The sequence below is a fragment of the Rhodohalobacter sp. genome (assembly GCF_041686455.1).
Taxonomy (GTDB): domain Bacteria; phylum Bacteroidota; class Rhodothermia; order Balneolales; family Balneolaceae; genus Rhodohalobacter.
On sequence record NZ_JAWLDW010000034.1, the window covers coordinates 1,296 to 24,835 of the forward strand.

20 protein-coding genes and 1 other RNA gene are annotated in these 23,540 nt (G+C 40.7%); 13 read left to right on the plus strand and 8 right to left on the minus strand.

The annotated features are described in order from the left end of the window. Positions 1 to 202: 202 nt before the first annotated feature. Positions 203 to 1,267 carry a hypothetical protein gene (locus tag ACESM0_RS06145; protein ID WP_372904688.1) on the minus strand — a complete coding sequence of 355 codons (1,065 nt, stop codon included), beginning with the start codon at positions 1,265 to 1,267 and terminating at the stop codon, positions 203 to 205. Positions 1,268 to 1,325: 58 nt separating this feature from the next. Here ACESM0_RS06145 and ACESM0_RS06150 point away from each other — a divergent pair, with 58 nt between their 5' ends. From ACESM0_RS06150 to ACESM0_RS06170, 5 genes are all read left to right on the plus strand, one after another. Beyond that, the gene (locus tag ACESM0_RS06150) at positions 1,326 to 2,501 is read left to right on the plus strand and encodes a glycosyltransferase (protein ID WP_372904690.1); all 1,176 of its coding nucleotides are present in this window, start codon (positions 1,326 to 1,328) and stop codon (positions 2,499 to 2,501) included. 104 nt (positions 2,502 to 2,605) lie between these two features. Beyond that, positions 2,606 to 3,523: a tyrosine recombinase XerC gene (locus ACESM0_RS06155; protein WP_372904692.1), complete on the plus strand. Its 918-nt coding sequence runs from the start codon at positions 2,606 to 2,608 to the stop codon at positions 3,521 to 3,523. Between the two features lie 19 nt (positions 3,524 to 3,542). Further along, on the plus strand, positions 3,543 to 3,842 hold the full coding sequence (hpf, locus tag ACESM0_RS06160; protein WP_372904694.1) for a ribosome hibernation-promoting factor, HPF/YfiA family: 300 nt from the start codon (positions 3,543 to 3,545) through the stop codon (positions 3,840 to 3,842). A gap of 62 nt (positions 3,843 to 3,904) precedes the next feature. Then, the gene (hprK, locus tag ACESM0_RS06165; RefSeq protein WP_372904696.1) at positions 3,905 to 4,933 is read left to right on the plus strand and encodes an HPr(Ser) kinase/phosphatase; all 1,029 of its coding nucleotides are present in this window, start codon (positions 3,905 to 3,907) and stop codon (positions 4,931 to 4,933) included. Positions 4,934 to 5,033: 100 nt separating this feature from the next. Beyond that, positions 5,034 to 6,008, plus strand: a complete 975-nt coding sequence (locus ACESM0_RS06170; protein WP_372904697.1) for a M23 family metallopeptidase — start codon at positions 5,034 to 5,036, stop codon at positions 6,006 to 6,008. Between the two features lie 32 nt (positions 6,009 to 6,040). Here ACESM0_RS06170 and ACESM0_RS06175 read toward each other — a convergent pair whose 3' ends face one another. The 5 genes from ACESM0_RS06175 to ACESM0_RS06195 all read right to left on the minus strand — a co-directional run bounded on the left by ACESM0_RS06175 (position 6,041) and on the right by ACESM0_RS06195 (position 10,366). After that, positions 6,041 to 6,373 carry a hypothetical protein gene (locus ACESM0_RS06175; protein WP_372904699.1) on the minus strand — a complete coding sequence of 111 codons (333 nt, stop codon included), beginning with the start codon at positions 6,371 to 6,373 and terminating at the stop codon, positions 6,041 to 6,043. Positions 6,374 to 6,499: 126 nt separating this feature from the next. After that, positions 6,500 to 6,868: a transfer-messenger RNA gene (gene ssrA / locus ACESM0_RS06180) on the minus strand. A 136-nt stretch (positions 6,869 to 7,004) separates the two neighbouring features. Next, positions 7,005 to 8,021, minus strand: coding sequence for a porin (locus ACESM0_RS06185; protein WP_372904700.1), 1,017 nt, complete (start codon positions 8,019 to 8,021; stop codon positions 7,005 to 7,007). Between the two features lie 299 nt (positions 8,022 to 8,320). Beyond that, the gene (locus ACESM0_RS06190; protein WP_372904702.1) at positions 8,321 to 9,688 is read right to left on the minus strand and encodes an NAD(P)/FAD-dependent oxidoreductase; all 1,368 of its coding nucleotides are present in this window, start codon (positions 9,686 to 9,688) and stop codon (positions 8,321 to 8,323) included. 135 nt (positions 9,689 to 9,823) lie between these two features. Beyond that, on the minus strand, positions 9,824 to 10,366 hold the full coding sequence (locus tag ACESM0_RS06195; RefSeq protein WP_372904704.1) for a vitamin K epoxide reductase family protein: 543 nt from the start codon (positions 10,364 to 10,366) through the stop codon (positions 9,824 to 9,826). A 466-nt stretch (positions 10,367 to 10,832) separates the two neighbouring features. On the opposite strand from ACESM0_RS06195, the gene ACESM0_RS06200 reads away from it, so the two are divergent. From ACESM0_RS06200 to ACESM0_RS06225, 6 genes are all read left to right on the plus strand, one after another. Beyond that, positions 10,833 to 13,100, plus strand: coding sequence for a TonB-dependent receptor (locus ACESM0_RS06200; RefSeq protein WP_372904706.1), 2,268 nt, complete (start codon positions 10,833 to 10,835; stop codon positions 13,098 to 13,100). A gap of 5 nt (positions 13,101 to 13,105) precedes the next feature. Beyond that, positions 13,106 to 14,011 (plus strand): DUF4249 family protein, encoded by a 906-nt coding sequence (locus ACESM0_RS06205; RefSeq protein WP_372904708.1) that lies wholly within the window; start codon positions 13,106 to 13,108, stop codon positions 14,009 to 14,011. Between the two features lie 106 nt (positions 14,012 to 14,117). Further along, positions 14,118 to 14,561, plus strand: coding sequence for a ribose 5-phosphate isomerase B (rpiB, locus tag ACESM0_RS06210; protein ID WP_372904709.1), 444 nt, complete (start codon positions 14,118 to 14,120; stop codon positions 14,559 to 14,561). Positions 14,562 to 14,564: 3 nt separating this feature from the next. Further along, a complete protein-coding gene (glyA, locus tag ACESM0_RS06215; protein WP_372904711.1) occupies positions 14,565 to 15,863 on the plus strand; it encodes a serine hydroxymethyltransferase in 1,299 nt (432 codons plus the stop codon). 51 nt (positions 15,864 to 15,914) lie between these two features. After that, the gene (tatC, locus tag ACESM0_RS06220) at positions 15,915 to 16,775 is read left to right on the plus strand and encodes a twin-arginine translocase subunit TatC (protein ID WP_372904713.1); all 861 of its coding nucleotides are present in this window, start codon (positions 15,915 to 15,917) and stop codon (positions 16,773 to 16,775) included. A gap of 79 nt (positions 16,776 to 16,854) precedes the next feature. Next, positions 16,855 to 17,397: an FKBP-type peptidyl-prolyl cis-trans isomerase gene (locus tag ACESM0_RS06225; protein ID WP_372904715.1), complete on the plus strand. Its 543-nt coding sequence runs from the start codon at positions 16,855 to 16,857 to the stop codon at positions 17,395 to 17,397. Positions 17,398 to 17,459: 62 nt separating this feature from the next. Here the strand turns inward: ACESM0_RS06225 and alr are convergent, their stop codons facing one another. Both alr and ACESM0_RS06235 read right to left on the minus strand, forming a co-directional pair. Beyond that, positions 17,460 to 18,536, minus strand: a complete 1,077-nt coding sequence (alr, locus tag ACESM0_RS06230) for an alanine racemase (RefSeq protein WP_372904717.1) — start codon at positions 18,534 to 18,536, stop codon at positions 17,460 to 17,462. Further along, positions 18,533 to 20,140 carry a phytoene desaturase family protein gene (locus ACESM0_RS06235; protein WP_372904719.1) on the minus strand — a complete coding sequence of 536 codons (1,608 nt, stop codon included), beginning with the start codon at positions 20,138 to 20,140 and terminating at the stop codon, positions 18,533 to 18,535. Before ACESM0_RS06235 ends, alr begins: the two co-directional genes overlap by 4 nt. 112 nt (positions 20,141 to 20,252) lie before the next feature. Between ACESM0_RS06235 and sppA the strand changes: the two genes are divergently transcribed. Together sppA and ACESM0_RS06245 are read left to right on the plus strand one after the other, a co-directional pair. Then, complete coding sequence (gene sppA / locus ACESM0_RS06240; protein ID WP_372904721.1) at positions 20,253 to 22,037, plus strand: signal peptide peptidase SppA; 1,785 nt, start codon at positions 20,253 to 20,255, stop codon at positions 22,035 to 22,037. 157 nt (positions 22,038 to 22,194) lie between these two features. Further along, positions 22,195 to 23,037: an MBL fold metallo-hydrolase gene (locus tag ACESM0_RS06245; RefSeq protein WP_372904723.1), complete on the plus strand. Its 843-nt coding sequence runs from the start codon at positions 22,195 to 22,197 to the stop codon at positions 23,035 to 23,037. Positions 23,038 to 23,540 lie beyond the last annotated feature (503 nt).

The window sequence follows — 23,540 nt, forward strand, 5'->3', positions numbered from 1 at the left end:
GGGGATGGCGTTTTAGATAGAGAAAGTATTTATCAAATTCTCTTGACTACAGCAGGTACTATAAATAATGTTTATATAGACAACCTCTATTTCTACAAACAATAAGGTAGTACTTGATGCAATCATTGAAGTGATCTCACTTTTGATGGTACGTCTCTAAACTTGAAAGGCGACTCAATTTTTTGGGTCGCCTTTTTTATGTTTACCACGTCCATCGATACAGCTTGGCACTCTTTTGTACCCAGTGTGCTTTTCCGGGGTATTTGATTCTCATATCCACCAGCGGCCAGAACAGTTTTGAATAGATTCTGTCCGGTTTGATGTATTCTGAGATGCCTTCGGCTTTCATTAGGTTGCCATTCAACGTTGCCAAAACATTTCCCTGAAAGCGTTGGTAAAATGGGCCGCTGTCGATCAATCGATCCTTCTGTAAAACGGCTTTAAATCCCTCTCCTTCAAATTTCAGCCTGCGTGCGCTCCTCAGTCCAAAGAAGGTTAGCCCCTGCTCTTCAAGCTCAACTGAATCTAACACCAGAACAGAGCCGTCCTGATCAATTAACCATGCTCTGTTATCCCACTCACCTTTCACGTTCATCACGTAGTAGATTAACGTAGATGTGTCAAAATGATACCTCCCCCAATACCACTCGTCAAAAGACTCCTTCATCGGCTCAGAACCAAAATTATGATCGTGATAGCCCACACCATTAAACGAAATACTCTCCGGTTGCAGTGAATCAATTTTTAAATCTCCTGATACTTTACACTTTGGTAAGATCAGATTCCAGGTATGCGTGCTTTCACTATCTTGATTAAAACTCGGGTCACTAAATCCCGAGCCGGAGCTTGTTGTAAATAGTAGCTCCCCTGAAATACGTTCACCATTGGGAAGAGTTTGATTCAGCTCCAGAGTGTAGGATATCATGTCACCTGTTTTTTTACCTGTAAATATATTCTCACCTACCCTTCCAAAAATCTTCTCTGAACTGAATTCAGCGAATGTAGAGTCTGTTTCTACAAAGCTGTAAAAGAGCGGCATTCCGTCTTTATAAACAGAAATGCTAATTGCCGGAAAGAATTCTGCTGAGTGATTAACCCCATTCGACAATGCCTGAATGTATTTTTTTGAAAAGGGGTTACCTTCATAGAAAATCACTACAATACTGTAACCGTTATGGTCTATTGCATCAAAGTACCACCACTCATAAGATCCCGGAACCGGTTTATGAGTTCGTGTATCTTTATTGTAATCTGAAATGATCTGCATAAATCTCTATTTTCAAGAAAACTTTTAGCGGGCTATTACTAATATTATAAATGACTCGATGGATATATCCATTCTATTTTGGCTGCTGTCTGCGTCTTTACTCTATCTGGCTGGTACATCCATTATTCTCATCCGTAACAGATTTGAGCTTACAGAGCTGCCATATGATACAGCCGAAAATTTTAACAGCAAAAAAATCTCCGTTTGCATTCCGGCACGTAATGAAGAACACAATATTGGTTCATTGCTGAAAACCGTTTTGGATCAAAAATACGACAATTTTGAGGTTCATGTTTTAGATGATCAATCCACCGACCGTACTCCCGATATTTTACAGGAATTCAAGTCCACACACCCTCAAAGGCTTTTCATTCACAACGGTAAAAATAAGCCGGATGATTGGTTTGGTAAACCCTGGGCGTGCCAGCAGCTCAGTGAGGAGGCCTCCGGCGAACTGCTTCTATTCATTGATGCTGATACAAAATTAGAATCCGGAGCACTTTCAAGGATAAACAACTCTTTTCAATATTATGGGTTAGACATGCTAACCGTTTGGCCACGTCAAATTCTAGGCACTTTTTGGGAAAATACGGTTCTCCCTCTCATTTACTTCGCACTGCTAACTATTCTCCCCTCTATTTATGTATACCGAAAGCCCCGATGGATGCCGGCATTCATTTATTATCATTTAAGAAAAAATTTCGCAGCTGCCAACGGCCAGTGTGTTGCATTTACCAAAAATGCCTACCGTCAAATCGACGGTCATAGATCGGTAAAACAACAGGTTGTTGAAGATGTAGAGCTTGCAAAAAATATTAAAAGGGAAGGCCTTACTTTAAGGATGTTTACAGGCATGAATACCATCAGCTGCAGAATGTACAGAAGCGAAAAAGAGATGTTCGAAGGATTGAGAAAAAATTTTCTTGCAGGATTCAGCAACTCTCTGCCGCTATTCATTACTGCCGCCATACTTCATATTATCGTATTCATTTTGCCATTTTTCACGTTGATCTGGCAGATTGTTCAATATAATCCCCCTGTCTTTTTTCTATCTATCGCTTCAATTGCACTGATCTTTATTCAGCGACTTGTAATTTCCACGTGGTTTAACTGGAACCCTCTTTACGTCTTCACGCACCCCCTCGGTGTGATCTGGTTTCAGCGGTTGGGCATTATAAAAATAGTTGACAAAATCACCGGCAAAACGGCTCTTTGGAAAGGACGATCGGTTTAATTTTAGATGCTCTATCGAACCATAAATTTAACCTCAAAGAAACTTTATCAGTAAGTGCACCCCCTATTTATTTTTATTGATCAAGTATACTATATTGAGAGCAGATGAAGGAATGGATCGATAAATATATCAAGTATTTAAAAATAGAGAAGAACTCTTCTCCTCACACATTGATATCGTACCGTACTGATCTCGAACAGTTTCTGGCGTTCTGCTCTGCTCATTTTGAGTTAAAGGAAGCAGAGGTTAAAATCAACATTATAGATCGCCTTACAATACGACTTTGGCTTGGGGTACTTAGTGAAGATGGGTTAGCCAGAAGTACTATTGCCAGAAAGGTGGCTTCAATCCGATCCTTTTTTAAATATGGATTTGTGCGTGGCGCTGTCGAAAAAAATCCGGCTCATCTGCTTATTGTTCCCAAAAAAGAAAAAAAGCTACCCAATACAATTCAGGTAGAAGAAATTAACCGCTTGATGGAGATAGTTGAAACCGGCACACCATCCGGCAATCAGGATAAAGCTATTCTTGAGCTATTTTATGCAACCGGAATGCGATTGTCTGAATTGACCAATTTAAACGTAAACCAACTCGATTTGAACGATAAGCAGGTTTCTGTCATTGGTAAAGGTAACAAACAGCGTATCATACCGTTAGGAGAAAAAGCAATTCAGGCTTGTAAGAATCATCTGCAAACACGCATTGAGCTTTACGGAAAAAGAACGGATAGTGATGCACGGAAATCACTATTTCTGGCGCCGGGCGGTCAGCGTATGTACCCGCGCCGAATTCAGAACATTGTAAAAGATTATTTAACAATGGTGAGCGAAGTAACACAAAAAAGCCCACATGTTTTGAGGCACAGTTTTGCGACCCACATGCTGGATGCAGGTGCCGATATTCGAATTATAAAAGAATTTTTAGGTCACGCAGATCTATCTGCAACACAGATCTATACTCACACTAGTGTGGATCGACTTAAAAAAGTATATAGCAAAGCCCATCCAAGGGCAGAAAAATAAACCTTAATTGGAGGAAATAATGAAAACGACTTTCACAGCACTACATTTTGATTGCAGCCAGGACTTAAAAGAGTTCAGTTTAAGCTCTGTTGAGAAACTGGAACAATTCTTCGATAAAATTATCATATGCGATATTGTACTGAAACCGGGACAGGATGATGATAATCCATCTATTGCAGAACTCAATGTAAAAGTCCCGAACACGCTGATCAATGTGAAAGAAGAAGCACCATCTTACGAGCAAGCTATTGGAGCTGCCGTAGATACCGCCGTAAGACAATTGCGGAAATACAAAACGAAACATTTCGAACATCAGTAAATAAAGAACTATACCTGCCTTGAAACAGTCAGGGCGGGCTTTTTTTATCTTCATTCATTTATATGCTTTTTGATAATCAGGACATTATTCCCAAAAAAGAAAAAGTTCAGGTATCATCTATAGTAGATCGCTTAAAATCTACACTTAAAATAGAGCTTGAACCACTGGCAGCTGTAAATCACGCTGAAAACAAATATGTAGTAGAAGCTGATCTTCACCGGCCCGGCCTTGCACTTTCAGGATATATAGATCTTTTCACTTACCAGCGAATCCAGATTATCGGCAATACGGAGTGCAGATATTTAAGAAATTTGTCTGACTCAAATATGATGAGCTCTTTTGAGCAGCTGGTATCTTTTGATATTCCTGTCATTTTCTTAACAGACAACAACAATCTTCCCATAAAAGTACTCAAACTTGCCGAGCAACATAATGTGCCGGTTTATCGCACAAGTATTGAGACAACCAAATTCATGTATCAACTCCGGGATTTTCTGGAAGATCTCTTCGCTGTGCAAACTATGCTTCACGGCACTATGGTTGACGTTTATGGAATAGGAATTTTAATTGCCGGAAAATCCGGTATTGGGAAAAGTGAAGTCGCTTTGGACCTTGTTGAACGAGGTCACCGCTTGGTTTCAGACGATGTTGTGATTCTTACAAAAAAAAACAACGTGTTGTTGGCATCAGCTACTGAGATGAATAAGCACTTTATGGAAATTAGAGGACTTGGCGTTGTTGATGTCATGTCTATGTTTGGAATTCGGTCTGTACGCTATCAAAAGAGGCTTGAGGTTGTTTTAGAGCTTTCTCTATGGGAAAACTCTGAAAAAGTTGACCGTACCGGACTGGACAATAATACGATTGGAATTTTGGGCACCGATATTCCGTTAATTCAGCTACCCATAACACCAGGGAAAAATATTACCGTAATCGCTGAAGTTATTGCAATGAATTACCTTTTAAAACACTATGGTTATGATGCTGCAAAGGCTTTTCAAAAAAAAGTAAAAAAGCATATCTCAGAAAAAAAACACCGAAATGACATGCCAAAAAGAGCAATCGAGTACTTCGAGGGTGATTTCGAATAAAAGCTCGATTCAGTAATTCGTAACAAATCCTCTCTTAATTACTCTTTTATATACAAAAGGATTATGCTAACTTTCAGCGCTGAGGTTTAACCGCTCAAATATGTCTGATATCAAACACTTTTACTACGACAATGAGAAATGTGAATTTGTTCCCGTTGTCTACGAAAAAAAGAAAAAAGTATTTAACTCTCTATCCTTCTGGGCTATTAACAGTATTGTTATGGCCAGCATTGCTATTATGGTTCTAGCCAACTTTGTAGGGTCTCCGGCAGAAATTGCTTTAAAGGCCGAAAATGAGGCTTTAATGAGCCAGCTGGAAACAACCCGTGTTTCTATCACCGAGTTGGAAGGTGAACTTAATACAATATCTGAGCTCGATAACGAAATGTATCGGTCTGTTTTAGGCTTAAATCCGATATCTGACGACGAAAGAATGGCTGGTACCGGTGGTACTGATCCATACGAAGAATTTGACCTATACAGCGATGACGCTTCAGAAATGCTGCGATGGACTGCTTCACGGCTGGATAAGCTTGAAAGAAGACTTAGCATACAAAAACTATCTTTTGATGAGATCAAGTCTTATTACAACCAGAATCAAGAAAGATTAAAACACGTACCTGCTATTCGACCGGTTAACGGAATATTACTCAGTGGTTTTGGCCCTAGAATTCACCCGGTCTTAAAATATAGAAGAATGCATGAGGGAATTGACTTTCGTGCAAGTATCGGTACAGAGATCTTTTCAACCGGTGAAGGTACAGTTAAATATGCCGGACGACGAGGCAACTACGGTCTTCTTATCGAAATAGATCACGGATTTGGCTACGTAAGCCGATATGCTCATATGTCTGGATTTGCAGATGGAATCAAAACAGGTGCAAAGATCGAACGAGGTCAACTTATTGGTTATTCCGGTGAATCGGGTATGACGAACGGACCACACCTGCATTACGAAGTTTATTATAAAGGAAAGCCGGTTGATCCACTGAACTACCTTTTTGCAGATATTACTCCTGAAGAGTATCTCATGTACAGAGACATTGCTGAAAACAATCCAATGTCAATGGATTGATAAGCGAATGCCGGTTAAGAAGTTTTCAACATTTAACCGGTAATTTTCAGTACTCCGGGATCACCATTATTTTCGTCATCATATCCGTTTACATCAATACCTCTTCCCTTCTTAAGCACGATATTGAATAGAAAAGTAAGTGCGGATTTTGCCTGAAGAAAATCATCTTTTGTCCTGTCTGAGTTTCTCTCCATTTCTGTAAGAAAGTAATCTTTTTGCCATGTCCTGATTTGTGAAGAGTGGACAATAGACATGTTATGTAAGAAATCATTCACCAAACTGACTGCTCTCTTCTCCGACAGATAAGAAGCCTGTTTTCTTCTAAGTTCTATTCTAAGATTTGAAAGTATTAGTTCTCTTCTCATGGTTTCTCCTTTTTAATCGTAAGAAACAGATTAGAGTTAATCCTTACATAGAAAGTTGTATTCTAATCTTTTAATGCAACAAAAAAAGCCCCGACAAACTTAATTGACGGAGCTTTTTTAAACTAAGTGTGGAGCTGGCGGGAGTTGAACCCGCGTCCGAGAAGGTAAATCATCAAGCATCTACATGCTTAGCTATTGATTAAAGTTTCGGATGAAGCAATGCTCAATAGCAAAGCAACTCCAACCTATTCTGTATTAAGTTCTCCAGCCACGCGACAGACACGCCCTTCGGAAAAGCCAGTTTTATCGGCGCTCGCAATGGGGCCTACTGGCAAGACGCCCAAGGGAACGGACTCGTCAGTTTATGCTGCGAGTCTGTAAGAGTAATTGTTGTCAACTACTTTTATTCCATGATGAATGATTAACGAGATTCATCGGTCAATCTCGGCATGCAGCCTGCAATTGTACTCAACCCGTCGAATCCGGTACAGCCCCATTAAGTCAAAGAACGTTAGTCTGCTAATATAACGAATAAATAAGCCAAATAGTATGTGTATTATATGATTAAATATTGACTCATTTTGGTGTACTCCCTTTAGTACTTAGCTTTCAGTTATTTGATTGTACAAAATCAGAAAACGAACTGTATTTGTACTGTAAAAAGATTTCCAAAGTTCTCATTCACCTTATCATCACGAAATTCATAATTAACAGATAAACGCGAACGCCCTATTAAATAGTAGTTGGCTCCCAGTGTAATAATTTCCAATCTATTATCATCAACATCACTGTTTGGGTTTAAATGCTCATAGCGCAAAATTGCTTCAAAATTATCTGTTACTTTATAGCCGGTTAAAAGATAACCACCGTTCATTACTACATTTTGTGAATTTGTGATATTGTCTTTTCGTGTAACAAGTTCTCCCCGAACGAACAGAGGATCACCTTTAAAATTCACATCCAATGCTGCCCGGTAACGAGCTCTCTCTTCGTTCATATTCTGCCCTGTCAGATAATGTCCGGCATGACCTGACAATCCAATTTCGAGATCTTCCGTAAGATTAAAACCAACTCTTCCTATAAAATCTTTTGGATCGATCTGTTCTGATCGATTCGCTCCTGTCCCATTCACCAATGCTATGGCGTAATTAAATCGCGACCAACTTCCGAAAGCCTGCACACCTATATCACTAAACATTCTGAATATGTTAAGGCGTCTCAGGGTAAGAGAGCGTTCAATAGCAGGATTTAATATTATCCCCTGGTTCCCTTCTATTCCAAATGGAGCAAAAAATTGCCCTGCACGTATATTCAAGTGCGAATTAATCTTATAGTCCATATATGCGTGTACTAACTGAGGGTTTGACTGAGGCGGCTCAACAAAGCCCCCAAGAAATCGAAAACTAATATTTTCTGAGATTTCTCCTCTTACACCAAGTCTGGCCCGATAGATAGAAAATCCGGCTGGGCTGCCGGGAGTTAAATCTTCAACAAATTGTTGCTGAACAAAACCGAACAGGCTATATGATGGGTAACTTACCTGTTCTGAATCGGCCGACTGTCCGTAAACGGTCGTTGAAAAAAAGAATAACACTATAGTAATTGAGGTGATGTAGTTTATTTTAAAATTGATTTTTGTAAAATTCATAAGAATTGAATTAGAGTTTCTGTATTACTGAACCAGCTGGTTCTTCTCATATGTCATTATGATTTGAGTCACTTTATTCAAAACCTGAGAGAGTTTAGCCAATCACATTTTAAATACATTTCCACATACAGCTTTTCTATTCTGATTGTTTTGTAACAACCGGCTAATGAGTTATTTGAAATAAGCAGAATGGAAGCTGCCACCAGAAGTTTAAAATCAGAGCTGACGTATCAGGTGAATGAAATAAAGAGCCTGTTCTCGAAGCAGTCCAGATGATATTGTTATTTTTAATTTAAAAGTTACACGTAGCCATTCATCATTACATGACGGTAAAGCCGTTTAAGGCCATGAACTTTAAAGTCCCACCAAATTCGTGTTTCTTGTGTTGGACGGTAAAGCCATTCGTTAATCAAGTTGCCCTCGAAATCGAACTCAAACATCATACATCGGCCGTATCTGGTTAACAGCGGACAACCTGATGCACCATCATATTTATTTGACGGTTCGTAGCCGAGTATTTGATCTATAACATTACCTGCTACTACCGGAGCTTGTTTTCTGATAGTTGCAGCCGTTTTTGCTGCTCCTGTTGCAGCATTATCACCTATGCCAAAGATATTTGAATACTCTTTGTGTCGAAGTGTATAACGATCTACATCTAGTTGACCACCAATACCTTCCTTGGTTAACGGGCCATTTCGGAGTGGTTCCGGAGTTTGAAAAGCCGGCATTGGATGTAATAAATCATACGACTGTCTTATCTCTCTAACAGAGCCATTTTCTGAAGTTTCTTCAAAAATAGCTGTCCGCGTAGAGATATCAATTGCACGAAGTGCTTTATTAAAATGGTTGTTAATTCCGCGCTCTTCAATTAATGGTGTCACCGCTGCTTCAACTCTGGGGACTCCGGGAAATAGTGAGGGCCTTGTTGAGTAGAAATGGACATCAACCTGATCTCTTTTCCCTTCATTTCTCCATAAATCTTCTGACAACCAGGTTATTTTTTGAGGTGCTCCACCGCACTTTACATAACCTACAGGATAGTTAAATACTGCGTTTCCTCCTTCGAATTGGGTAGCCAGCTTTCTATACTTCTCCCCTGATTCAAGATCATAGATGTTTGCCACGTAGTCTGTTTTGAGTGCTTCTCGTAAATTTTCGATGGAATCGAGATTCAAATTAACACCCAATCCAACAATCAGATAATCATAGTTGATTATATCTCCCCCTCTGGTTACCAAACGGTTTCGATCCGGTTCAAACGCTTCTACATAATCTTTAACCCATTTCATACCAGATAAGAACAGAGACTTCTGATCGAAAATTACATCTTCTCGATCATAAACACCTGCTCCAACAAGCGTATAACCTGGCTGATAATGATGCTCTTCCTTCGGCTCAATAATTGTAATATCTGCATCCGGTACTGCTCTCAGCAATCTGGCAGCAACAGTTAAACCACCTATGCTTCCTCCTGCAACAACGATCTTAGCACGCTTTACTTTGTCAGCATCAGATGAGGAGATCTGTAAACTTTTTCGATAACCGAAGAACCCGGCACCTCCGCCAACCATAAGACCACCAGCCCCATAGCCAATATATTTTAGTGCTTGTTTTCTACTGATTCCATCTTTTGCCTCCTGATCTTTTTGTTTTTGATCAGTCACGTCTTCTGTATTTTGGTTATTGTGTTTCTCTTCCATAATTAAAAAGTTTTGATACTAAATATTATTGATTACGGATTATGAGGCTGATTTATTCTTTCGCAAAATCAGCCTCATAATCGTTTAAACTATAAACACTCAGGCACCCGGTACCGGAAGCGGTAGGATAGTTAGAGTCCAAAGAGCGAACATGGTCATCAATGCTGTTGTAACAAAAACTGTAGCCCACACCTTTTGACTTGCAAGCGATGGCGTAGTTGCTGCACCTCCTTTAAACTTCACAATCAATTCAATAACTAAAAGTATTGTTGTTGCTGTTGCAGACATCATGCAAAATGGACATATCGCTCCAATTACAAAAAGTTGCAGATATACAAAACCCAGCGAAGCCAGAAACCCAAAAGCAGTTATGGGGAGCAGTATCTTTTCTACCACTTCATTTTTGGTAGTCAACCATATTGAGCCCAAAGCAATCATTACGATATAGTAAATAGCCCCTATTGCAGCAAGAGGTACAGGGCCAACGTAAGCCCATTCACTTGTTATTACCAGCATTGGTCCGGCTAATTCTGCCGTAGCTGGTATAATTGGTATTACCCAAAAGTGAATGGCTGTTAAAATTATACTGGCAACCCAGCCAAGCATAGCTGTAAATATAAATGCACCTAATAATCTGTTCATTTTTTTACTGATCTTTTGTTGTTTATAGATTTTATTTGATATAAATATTCGTCCGTTGACAGCTGATTTATTTGAAATAGACAGCCATTGATAATTGCCTTCAGGCGACCCTCTTAATGTTCTACATCTATATATTATGCACTCGCAGAATTTCATTCCACATTTCCACAGGACAAAAAAACTTACTCCTTACCACCCTTTTAATAATTGATTTTTAAAGATTTACAAAAAACTATATTTTCATTTAAAAAAATGATAGTAACTATTGTTACAAACCCTGAAAGGCTAATTGAGAGTAAAAGGTAGTCTTATCTTTTAATTATTAATTATTATTATAACCACCGAAGGCATTCTCTTTTTTATAAAGTGGAATCTTTAAGACTCATTAATGTGTTACCTTTTAAACATTTACAGCATTCTATCGTATCACGATTGTAAATATATCAGTCCAGAATCATACAATACTTTGGTTAAAACGCTAACTATATTCATCATACTCATCGCTTTTGTATCCCAACCCGCCTACTCTCAAGATGGTGCTTCTGTTAACGGGTACATCACGGACAGCCAAACCGGAGAAACTCTTCTTTCAGCTAATGTTGCATTACTGGAAATCAACAGGGGTACTTCCACGAACACCTCAGGATATTATTCTATAACCAACATCACACCGGGCACTTATACATTGGTAGCCACATACATTGGGTATCAGAGGTTTGAAAAAGAGATTACCCTTGAGGATGGAGAAAATCTTCGGCAGAATATTGAACTGATTCCTCAAGGCGTTGAACTTGAAGAGGTTGTAGTTGAATCGCAGACCGAAAGAGAAGCTCAGAGAAATATAGGGCGTGCTGAGGTGTCTACGGAATTAATCAAAGAAGTACCTGCAATAATTGAACCGGATGTATTCCGTTCCATTCAGCTACTGCCCGGAGTTAAAGCTGCATCTGATTTTTCCAGCGGGCTCTATATCAGAGGCGGTGGCCCGGATCAGACTTTAATCCTCTTAGATGAAACAACGGTCTATAATCCCACTCACTTTTTTGGATTCTTCTCCACATTCAATCCGGATGCAGTAAAAGATGTTCGTCTTTATAAAGGTGGTTATCCTGCAGAGTTCGGCGGACGCCTGGGATCCGTGCTCACTGTTTTTAATAAAGATGGAAATAGAAATGAAACTACCGGAACCGTAAGCCTTGGATTACTTGCTTCAAGAGTATCTCTCGAAGGCCCTTACAGCCGTGGCTCATGGATGATTGCTGTACGAAGATCAACATTGGAACCTGTTTTAGCTGTTCTCAGGCAGTCTGTAGACAGCGTACCCGATCTGTTCTATTTCTACGACATAAACGGCAAACTAAATTTTGACGCCACAGACGATGATCGATTTTCTATCGCTTTTTATACCGGTAACGATAATGTTTCTCTCCCTTTTCAGGAAGACGCCAGAATTCGATTAAATTATGGTAATCAAACCTTGAGTACAAAATGGAGACGAATAATTTCTGAAAAACTGTTCAGCTCAGTTACAGCTACAGGTTCACGCTATTTCAATCAACCCGGATTTGAGATTGGGGGAACACCATTTGAGAGTGATAACAAAATTTACGACTTCTCTATAAAAGGAGATTTAGAGTATTTACCAAATGAAAAAAACACGATTTCAGCAGGTATATGGGGCGGAATTTTAACGCTAAGCTATGCCGATCAGTTTGATGATCAACCTACATTTTCAAACCGGATACAGTCTACTTACCTCTCGGCCTATGTTCAAAATGAATGGCGCCCCAGCAGTCAGTGGATCATTAATGGCGGTTTGAGGCTGAATACCTTTGCTGAAGGAAACTTTTATAGGTTTGAACCACGCCTGTCAGTTGAAAACAGAACCTTTTCAAACATCAGACTGCAGGCCGCTTACGGACGCTACTACCAATATTTAACACTCATTACCAACGAAGCTTTTTCCGGATTTGATATCTGGCTAACTGCCGATGATGGTGTCCCCCCCTCTTACGGAGATCAATTTGTGGCAGGAGCAAAAACTATCCCATTTGAAGGGTACGGTTTAGATGTAGAACTCTATTACAGGACTATGAGAGATCTCTTCGAATTTGATCCTTTTGTAAATGATGCTGCAGGCCTGGACTACTCCGAACTATTCAGGTATGGGGAAGGATATGCTTATGGTTTGGAAATCTTTTTTGAGAAACAGACCGGACGCTATACCGGATTTATTGGTTATACTTATGGAATTACGAAGCGAAAATTCCCGGGTTTTAATGACGAAATTCTGGATGAACCGTTACGCGGCAGATTTTATCCGCCAAAATATGACCGTACTCATGACGTAAACTTTGTTAGCACTTACAAACTCAGTGACAGATGGAGCGTTTCCACCGTTTTTAATTTTGCATCCGGCCAGCCGTTTACGAAACCTTTGGGAAGAACACAATTCAACGGCGTTCCCTGGGGAAGCAGCGAAAGAGATATTTTTACTGTAGGAAATCTGAATGCTTCACGTCTTCCCTCTTATCACAGGCTCGATATTTCATTTAGCAGAAAAGGCACATTTTTTAAATTGGGTGACGCCGAATGGCAATTTCAGGTAATCAATGCATATTCAAGAAGGAATATTTGGTTTTATAACTATGATTTTGAAGAAAATCCCGTAGAGCGTGAGGATGTTCAGCTTCTTCCGGTTATTCCCTCTGTTTCTTATACCGTAAATTTTTAGTCGATATGAAAAAGGTAATTACAGCAATATACTTTACGCTTACTGCACTGCTTCTGTTTGGCTGCGATAGTTACGATCAGGATGATTACCAAGAATATGTTGTAGTGGAAGGATATGCTGTTGCAGGACAATCCTTGCCGAATATTCGCCTCAGTACCACTGCACCCGCTGATGACGAGTATAGTTTTGAAGAGAATTTTATTCAAAATGCAATTGTCCTCATAACACTACTCGATGAAAATGGAGAACCGGAAGAGGTTTTTGAATATACAGAATCTACTGAAGAACCCGGTATTTATAATCCGCTCATACTATCCTATCAGGTAGAACCTCTCAGAACTTACAAATTGGATATTGTATTTACGGATCGTGATGATCAAATCTCTGCAACAACTACAGTTCCGGATCAAGTTGAAGTAGTTAATGAAATCCCAGAATCGGTTGTATATCAAAGCGAGAATCAGCTTGAAATCATTTTGGCTGAGCCGGAGAAAACCAATGGTCAGAATGTTTTCGTATTCAATACCATATCACTTGAACCGGCTATTGATAATTTAACACCATTCTATTTCAGCATTATTGAAGATGAAGAAGATGTAGACATCAGCGAATATGTAAGAAACTCTTCAGGTCTTATAAATGAAGGGAATTTTGATCCGCTTCCCGACGGAACCATACTGCTTCGCTTTCCCTGGATTGGGGTAGCTTTTTATGGAGAGAATCTTGTAGTAACTCTATCTGTAGATGAAAACCTATCCGATGTAATTCGCTCTCAGGATGTCCAGCTGGGAGGATCTACGCTCTCTCCCGGAGAAATACCAAACCTACTGTACAATATTGAAGGTGGTATTGGGGTATTTGGCAGTTTATCTGCCGATACCATCAACACAAGTTTTAGCAGACCGTTTTAAGATCCAAACTCAAACTCCGCTTTAAAGATTGAATCCCTTTTCTATTTTTTCGTGATCGTTTTTTTCGAGATATTTAGACGCTAAACCTAATGCTTACTAAATACCCATGATTGTACCCATAGCAAGTGATCACGCCGGATTCGAAGCAAAAGAAAAAACTAAAAAGATCCTTGAAAAATTAGGACACACTCCTGTAGACTTTGGAACACACTCCCCAGAATCTGTAGACTATCCGGAGTATGCCATACAGGTATCTGAAAAAGTGAATTCCGGTGAACATAAACTCGGGGTTCTGATCTGTGGTAGCGGACAAGGCATGTGTATGACTGCAAATAAATATCCCAACGTAAGAGGCGCTCTGGTTTATAATGATAACGCCGCCAAACTGACACGGCAACACAATAATGCGAATATCCTCTGCTTGCCGGGACGTGAACTCACTGATGATGTTCTGGAAAGTGTGATTAAAGTTTGGTTTGAAACGGAATTTGAAGGCGGCAGACACGACAGGCGAGTGAAAAAAATTCATTCTTTAACTGACAAAAAATAGAACATGGATTTACTTAAAAATCAGGACCCGGAGCTTTACGGATTTCTTGAAAAGGAGACTGAGCGGCAAAATTTTAATTTTGAGCTTATTGCATCAGAAAATTTTGCTTCTCAAGCCACGATCTCCGCAATGGGATCTGTATTGACAAATAAATATGCAGAAGGTTACCCGGGCAAAAGATATTATGGGGGATGTGAATTTGTAGATCAAGTTGAAAATCTTGCTCGTGAACGCGGGAAAAAAGTTTTTGGAGCCGATTGGGTAAATGTTCAGCCCCATTCAGGAGCATCTGCTAATGCAGCCGTTTACTTAGCGATGATGAAGCCGGGAGAGACTCTTCTTGGACTGGATCTCGCACACGGCGGACATCTTACGCATGGTTCGCCGGTCAACTTCTCAGGTATTACCTATAACGCTCAGTTCTATGGAGTGGATAAAGAAACCGGCCGAATCGATATGAACAAAGTTCGTGAAAAGGCCAAAAAGATCAACCCGAAAATGATTTCCATTGGTGCAAGCGCCTATACCAGGGACTTTGACTATCAAGCATTCCGTGATATAGCTGATGAAGTGGGTGCAATTCTTTGGATGGACATGGCGCACACAGCCGGCCTGATTGCGGCGAAGGAATTGAATGATCCACTTCAAATTTGTGACATTGTTACTACAACCACTCACAAGACATTACGGGGTCCAAGAGGCGGAATGATTTTGATCGGTAAAGACAGCGAGAATACACTCGGTGTAGTTGCCAGAAAATCAGGAAGAACCAAGAACTGGAGTGAAGTATTGGATTCAGCCGTTTTTCCGGGAAGTCAGGGCGGTCCGTTGATGCACGTAATTGCTGCAAAAGCTGTAGCTTTTGGGGAAGCACTTCAACCGGATTTTAAAGAGTATCAAAAACAAGTAAAAGCCAACGCGAAAGTAATGGCTGAAGAGTTTATTAATTTAGGATATGATTTGGTCAGCGGTGGAACCGACAACCATCTGATTTTAGTTGATCTTCGCAGTAAAGGCCTTACGGGAAAAGTTGCTGAAGAGTCGCTGGATGAAGCCGGAATCACTGTAAACAAAAACATGGTGCCATTCGACACCGAAAGCCCATTTGTTACTTCGGGAATACGAATCGGTACCCCTGCCCTCACTACTCGTGGCTTTAAAGAAAATGAATTTCGCTCTGTTGTAGAACTTATCGATAAAGTACTTCAAAAACCGGAAGATGAATCAAACCGCAAAAAGGTTAAACAGCAGGTACGTGAAATGTGTGAAAAATTCCCACTCTACGATTTTGTTACGGCCTAACTTGGAGATCAAATAATTGAGAATCAGAATTTTTCGGGATAATCTGGCTTAATGAGCGAAGAAGGCGGAACAAAACGCGGTATCATGGGGAAAATACTCCCCAAGGCTAAACCTCCAAAAGAGGATCTTACCAACAACATGTCTTTTTTAGACCACCTCGAAGAGTTGAGGTGGAGAATTTTAAAAGGCCTGGTTGGGGTACTTTTTGGAGTTATTGTTGCTTTCTTTTATCGTGATTTTATCATTCAACAGTTTATACTTGGGCCGGCCAGGTCTGATTTTTTTATGTATCAGATCATGCCGATCAATGCCGTTGATCTCTCCTTAATTTCGAGAAGGTTACCCGGCCAGTTTTTTACTTATTGGGGTACTTTAATTATTACCGGAACCATTATTGGGTCTCCAATTTTAATTTATCAACTCTGGGCTTTTATTGAACCGGCACTGGAGACCGGCGAGAAAATAAAAACGTTTTTAAACGCGATGTTTATCAACTTTTTTTTCTTATTGGGTATTACTTTTGGGTACTTGATACTGGTTCCATTCGCAGTTCAGTTTTTCACTCAATTTATTATTGATACCGTAATCAGTAACGAATTTGATATTAACGAGTATTTCACCTCCGTTGCCATGTGGACTCTCGCTTGTGGCGTGATATTTCAGATACCGGTTGTAAGCTACTATTTGTCAAAAGTTGGGCTTTTAACACCCGAAACCATGCGAACCTATAGGCGGCACGCCATTATTGCAGTAATGCTTGTGGCAGCTTTTCTCACCCCGCCTGATCCGGTTTCGCAACTGATGATAGCCATTCCACTGCTATTTTTATATCAATTTGCCATCTATTTGAGCAAAATCGCAAATAAACAGCGAAAACGAGCGTTAGAAGAAGCATTCAAAGAATCTGTTTAATCAGTTTAATGATTCATTAAAACCCATTACCTTTCAAGCCGAAAGGATCAATCACTTAAAATTTTTGAAAAAGAAATAAATGCAGTTTACCTCTTTAAAAATAACATTCATTATATTTGCCGTATCACTCTTCACGATCACTTCCTGTGACACCAGTGATCCGTTCAGCTTCCCTCCACCTGACTTTTCAACAGTACCGGATGCTTACGACATTGAAGGACTTGAACCTATTGAAGTAGAAGAAGGTATAACCGCATACATTCACGAAGAAGGTGACGGATTTGGTACTGTAACCATCCGGGATGATTTACTGTTGTTTATCACAGTTAGAACTCTTGATGGGGATATTATCTACAGTACCTATAATGATGCACGTGTTGAACCTACTAGCGTTCGTGTAAGCGACATACAGTTGAACCCCAGTGTCTTTAGCTATAACATTCAGCTCTCATATACATTTGGCCTGAGACAAGGGCTTTTAGGCATGAAAGAAGGCGAGCGACGTACACTTATTGTACAGCCTGAACAAGGTTATGGAGATTTACCTGAGGGTTCAGCCAATTCGGCCTATACAGAATCCGTGCTGCAATATGACCTGATTGTACTCGAGATTTTAGACTAAATAATTACTGAAAATGATATTAAGGGAAAGTTCTTTACCGAGTTTTCCCTTTTTTAAATTATCTAGTAGTTAATATGAGATCGTTCAAAACGTCCTTTCAGATTCGTAAGAATTTCATGAACGTTCGTGTGGGCCAGTTCCGACCAATCTGATGCGTTAAGAGCATCCCCTCCCAGAATTGTAACCTCTGAATCTACCGTAACAGTATCCTTATCTTTCCCAAGAAAAACCATGATATAATCCATGGTAACATTTCCCACCTGAGGATACATTTTACCATTTATAGAAATTTTAAGCTTATTACTCAATGCTCTTGGTATACCGTCACCATATCCAACGGGTATTGTAGCTAAATAACCATCAACAGGACTTTTCCATGTAGATCCATAGCTAACTGTATCTCCCTCTTTAATGTGTCTTAACTGTGCAATTGCCGACTTCCATGTAAGTACCGGCTTTAACCACTTGTGTCGGGTTTTACCGGGATTGTAGCCCAATATTCCCAAACCAACACGAATCATATCATAGTTATCGAGATTGTAGTTGGTTGCACCCCCCGTATTACAACTATGTTTAATGGGGATTTCATCAAAATGCTTGATTACCTCTTCAAACCTGCTGTGCTGTTCTTCAACAAAATCTGATCCGGGGTCATCAGCCGTTGCATAGTGTGTGTATATTCCACTACATGTCAATCTCTGATTGAATACAGCCTGTTGGCGAACCTCTTTTACTTGATCGGGTGAAAATCCCAGTCGGCCCATTCCTGTATCAAAATTCAGATGATAATCTGTACCGTCCATCAAAATGGAAAAATGAGTTAAATGACTCACAGTAGCCGTTAGGTTATGAGTCTGATATGCGGCTGCCGTTTCATAGGTAGGAACCCCAAACACGAGTACCGGCTTGATCACGCCGGCCCTTCTAAGCTCTATAGCTTCATCCACGTTGGCAACAGCAAACCAGTCCACTTGATCCTGAATATGTTTAGCCACATCCACCACTCCGTGGCTGTAGGCGTCACATTTTACAACGGCTAAATACTTTTTACCGGGTATTCTCTGTTTTATTGATTCAATATTTTTTGATACTGCACCTAAGTCAATTTCCAGGTACGAATTAGGAAAATGGTATTTCAACGTTTTGCTCCGAATAGTTTCTTTTTCGATTTTTTTAGTATCACCTGTGCAGCGTTATATCCTGCCGCTCCAAACACTCCCCCACCGGGATGACATGAAGCACTTGACAAATAAAGATTCTCAATGGGCGTCTCATAACGGCTCAGTTCCGGCGTAGGCCTGAACATGAACATCTGGTCAAAATTCATCTCAACATGCATCACATTCCCTCGCAATAGGCCGTGCTTACGTTCTATATCCAGCGGGGATTGAATATACCAATCTATCAGCTTTCCTTTCATATTTGGCGCATACTTTTCTACAACTCCATAAATTTTTTCAGCTTCCCGTTCACGGATATCGTCCCAGTTCTCACCATTTGATAATTCGTAGGGATGCCATTGTGCCCAGGCAAAGAGTGTATGCTTTCCGTCTTTGGCCACTTCAGAGTCAATTTTTGAAAAGGTCATCGCCAATACGGCAGGATCCTCGGGCGGCAAACCCTTCATGTAGTCCCCTATTGCCCGATTCATATAACCTACTGAGGGAGCCAGCAGCTGCATTCCATTATGTATTATCGGATCATCGGGAGCTGACGTGTATTGAGGCAGCTCTTCAACAGCACAGCGAATGACCATACCAAAACCGTTGCCAACCTGAATATCTTCCACCTTTTTGAACAGTGAATCATCCAGATGCTCTCGTCCAACCAGTTTCAACATTGTGGTTTGTACGTGTGCATTCGACACTACCAGATCGGCTTTGTAGTAGTCTCCTGATTCTGTATAGGCCCCCACTGCTTTTTCATTCTGAATATCAATTTTTTGAACCGGACTGTCTGCAATCACTTCACCGCCGTGAGCTTCAATCAGGTTCTTCATCGCCTGCGTGAGCATTCCGCTGCCACCTTTCGGATGCTTTGCCCCGCTTTGATGCAGCATCGACTGCCAGCCCACAAAATCACCCGTTGCCGATTGATCAGGCAAAGGACCTGATTGTGCAGCAAACCAAGTCAATGCCGCTTTCAAGTGAGGATTCTCAAAAGCCTTGTCGACCACACTTCCGTAACTGCCTAAAATTTTCTGAAGGCCGTCCATCTGCTCACCTTTTTTAAACATGGAACCGTCCCGGATTTGACCTTTTGCCATCTCCATAAAAATATTTTTACCCGTAGGCGGTACCATAAAGGCCTTCAGAACACCTTTGTTGATGCGCTCCCAAAAATCGATAAACTCACGATAGTTCTCCACATCTTCAGGAGCTACTTTTGAAATGGACTCCAGTGTTTTTTCCAGATCTTTATGAAAATGAATCACACCTTTTCCGTCAGGAACCGGGTAACTCATAAAGGGATCCATCTCTATGTACTCCAATCCGTAATCTGTCAGCTCCAGCTCTTCAATAATTCCGGTTTGGTGTATCATGATATGAACCGACGAACCGACATCCATCCGAAAACCGTTCGGATTTTCATCCGACTGGAACATTGTTTCTGTGCATACCGCACCACCAATTGTATCTCTTCGTTCCAAAACCCCTACCTTGTAGCCGGCCTTTGCGAGATAACTTCCGGTCACCAATCCGTTGTGACCGGAACCAATAATCAGTGCATCAAATTCTTTCATATTTCGTAAGGGTTAAACGTGGATTGAATTTTAAGATTTAGTAAGTTCACTCAACAATAGAAAAAGCGACCTCATTCAGGTTATTCAAAAATAATAAGTAAACCATCAGATAATGCAATTTTTTAAAACTTTTCTCGCCTCCATTTTAGGCACCATTCTGGGAGTATTGATTCTCATACTCATCCTTTTTGCAACACTTGTCAGTAGTTCATCAGAACCCGAACCATATATTCGCTCCAATACTGTTCTCACCATGGACATTACCGGCGATATACCCGCTCGCGTTTCTGATGACCCAATAGAGGAGCTTTTCAACCCTGGTGCAAGAAATAGAATGTCACTGCAAAATCTGAAATCAAACCTCAAAAAAGCTTCAGCCGATGACAACATTGAAGCGGTATGGGTAAAAACCAATCAGGTACTGGCATCCTGGGCCAATCTTGAGACAGCCTATCGCTATTTTGAGGATTTTAAAGAGAGCGGGAAACCCATCTATTTCAGCACAGATGACATTGGTATGAATGAGAAGTCGTATTATCTGGCAACCCTGGCCGACAGTATATTTACCCCACCGGTCACAAATTTCGAATTTGACGGTTTTGTGGCTCAATTTAGTTTTTACGGCGATATGCTCGATAAGATTGGAATTGAACCGGAAATATTCAGAGTCGGAAAATATAAATCAGCGGTTGAACCTTACATCAATGAGTCTGCCTCACCTGAAAGTATTGAACAAACCCGGGAGATACTCAATTCAGCAACTAATACGTTTGTTCAGGCTGTTGTAAAACGAACAGGTAAATCGGCCGAAGAAGTGAATGAACTGATAGGCTCTGCTCCCATTGAGCGAGTTGAGTTTGCAATTGAGAACGGATTGATTGATGCTTATGCATATGAAGATGAGGTTGAGGCAATCATCAAGCAACGCCTTGAAGTGGACGAAGAAAACGACCTCAATACGGTTGGTTTTAGCCGATATGGCCGGGTAACACCCAATAGCGCAGGACTTGATGTTCCCGATACATCAGATAGAATTGCAGTGATTTATTCCAGCGGCATGATTTTACCTGACATCGTCAATTCACCCTTTGGCTCTGCAGGTATCACCCCCAAAAAGTTGAAGAAACAGTTGGAAAGTGCTATTGAGGATGATAACGTAAAAGCGATTGTTATTTATATCAATAGTCCCGGAGGTTCCGCCACCAGCTCCGATCTTCTCTGGCACTATATCAAACAGGCGTCTAAGGAAAAACCTGTTGTAGCCTCAATGGGTTCTGTGGCAGCATCCGGCGGTTACTATATGGCAATGGGAGCAGATCGTGTTCTGGCAGGTGAAAATACAATTACCGGGTCCATCGGTATCTTCAATCTTCTGTTTAACGCCGAAGAGCTTATTTCTGATAAAATCGGAATCGAGTACGAAACAATAAAAACTCATGAATATGCCGATTTACTGAATCTAACCAAACCATTTACACCGGCTGAACGGCGAATTATTCAGCAAAATGTGGAAAGTGGTTATGAAACTTTCCTTAGTCGCGTTTCTGAAGCTCGCGGAATGAGCCGCGACGAAACTCACGAAGTAGCTCAAGGACGGGTATATACCGGAGTAGCAGCTAGAGAAGCCGGACTGATAGATGAGGTCGGCGGATTGGACAGGGCTATTGAAGTTGCTGCTGATATGGCCAAAATTGATGAATACAGACTCGATACCTATCCAAAGGCGGAGGATCTGTTCGAATCCTTATTTGGTTCAGCAAATGCAAAAATGCACTCTATGATTACATCCTGGATGCCAAAAGATGTACTCGAAGAGACACAAACAATTCGTCAGCTAATGGATCAGCCAAAAGGTCACAACTGGATGTTGCTTCCAATTCAGGTTGATGTAAACTAACAACTTTCAACTTATACCATCGTTGATTTGACCAAATGCAATCTCAACATTTTTTGTCGGGATGAATTGAAAACATCACTATCTTCGATGAAATCATCATGTTGGAGTGCTTTCAGAAATGATCTGGAAGCACTCTCTTTTTTTAATAAGTATCATCATGATAAAAGAGACATTTACGATTGAGCAGCTGAGTGAAGGTTTTTTTGAACTATTCGAAGACGGAACCATCCAAAAGATGGACCCGAAACGGCTCAAAAACCCAATGGATGATCCAAATCTTGGCAAATATTCCTCTGCGCTTGGTATCGATCCGCTATTGATTACAAATGGTGATCAAAATATAGTCGTTGACCCCGGTCTAGGCTGGGGACTTGATCACAACAGCAAGTATGAAAACACATCAAATGCAGTTACGAATCTGAAAATATTCGGACTGAGGCCTGAGGATATTCATCATGTCATCCTCACTCATCTCCATTTTGATCACGCTGCAGGTTCAACGTATGTGAATGATAAACTTGTAACCACAGCTACTTTCCCTAACGCTACTTACTACCTCCACATGGATGAATGGGAGTATGCCCTGTCGCAGGTTGGACGATCACCGGAATTAATTGGAGCCGATTACCGACTGGATGAACTCTACAAGCTCGTTGCAGAGAATCGCATCAAATTTATTGAAGAAGATGACTTCACCGTTATTCCCGGTATTGAGATCATTAAAACTTCAGGACATACACCTGGGCACACCATTGTCCGAATTGAAGATTCAGAAAAAATCGCCTACTTCATGGGCGATCTGATTCCGACGGAGTTTCATCTCAATCGACCATCCCATCCTCAAACCGTGTTGGATTCAGCTCAGGCTCATCAGGCCAAAAAACTGATCTTAAGAAAAGCATACCAGGAAAAAGCGATTATGTATTTTTATCACTCGCTCTATAAAAAGACAGGACAGCTCACCATTGACGAGAAGCGAAGGTATATTTTAAAAAAATAGATTACTCCTCTCGACCGTCGAGTGGCATTACCGCAAAACCTAATTCTCCCACAAAATACTCGACGGTCGAGTACTGAAGTGAGTTAGATTCCAATAAAGCATGTACGGATTATCAGAAATACTCGTCAGACGGCTGAGGGTTTTACTTTCATAGCCTGGATTACCGAAGAGCCGTCGGACGATGGGTATACCTCGACTTTCGAGTGGCATTACCATAGAACCTAAACCTTCCACAAAATACTCGACGGTCGAGTTAAGAAAGGCTGTATACTTGTTTTAGGAAATGAGGCCGGATTCAGAACAAACTCGACCGACTACTTGCACATTCTTGATTTTGGAAAGTTATTCATCAGCACTAGTCGTCAGTCGAGGGATGGGGTGATACCTCGACTGTCGGGTGGTACCTCCGCAAAACCTAATCCTGCCACAAAATACTCGACGGTCGAGGTAAGAAAGGCTGTATACATAGTTTAGAAAATGAGGCCGGATTCAGAACAAACTCG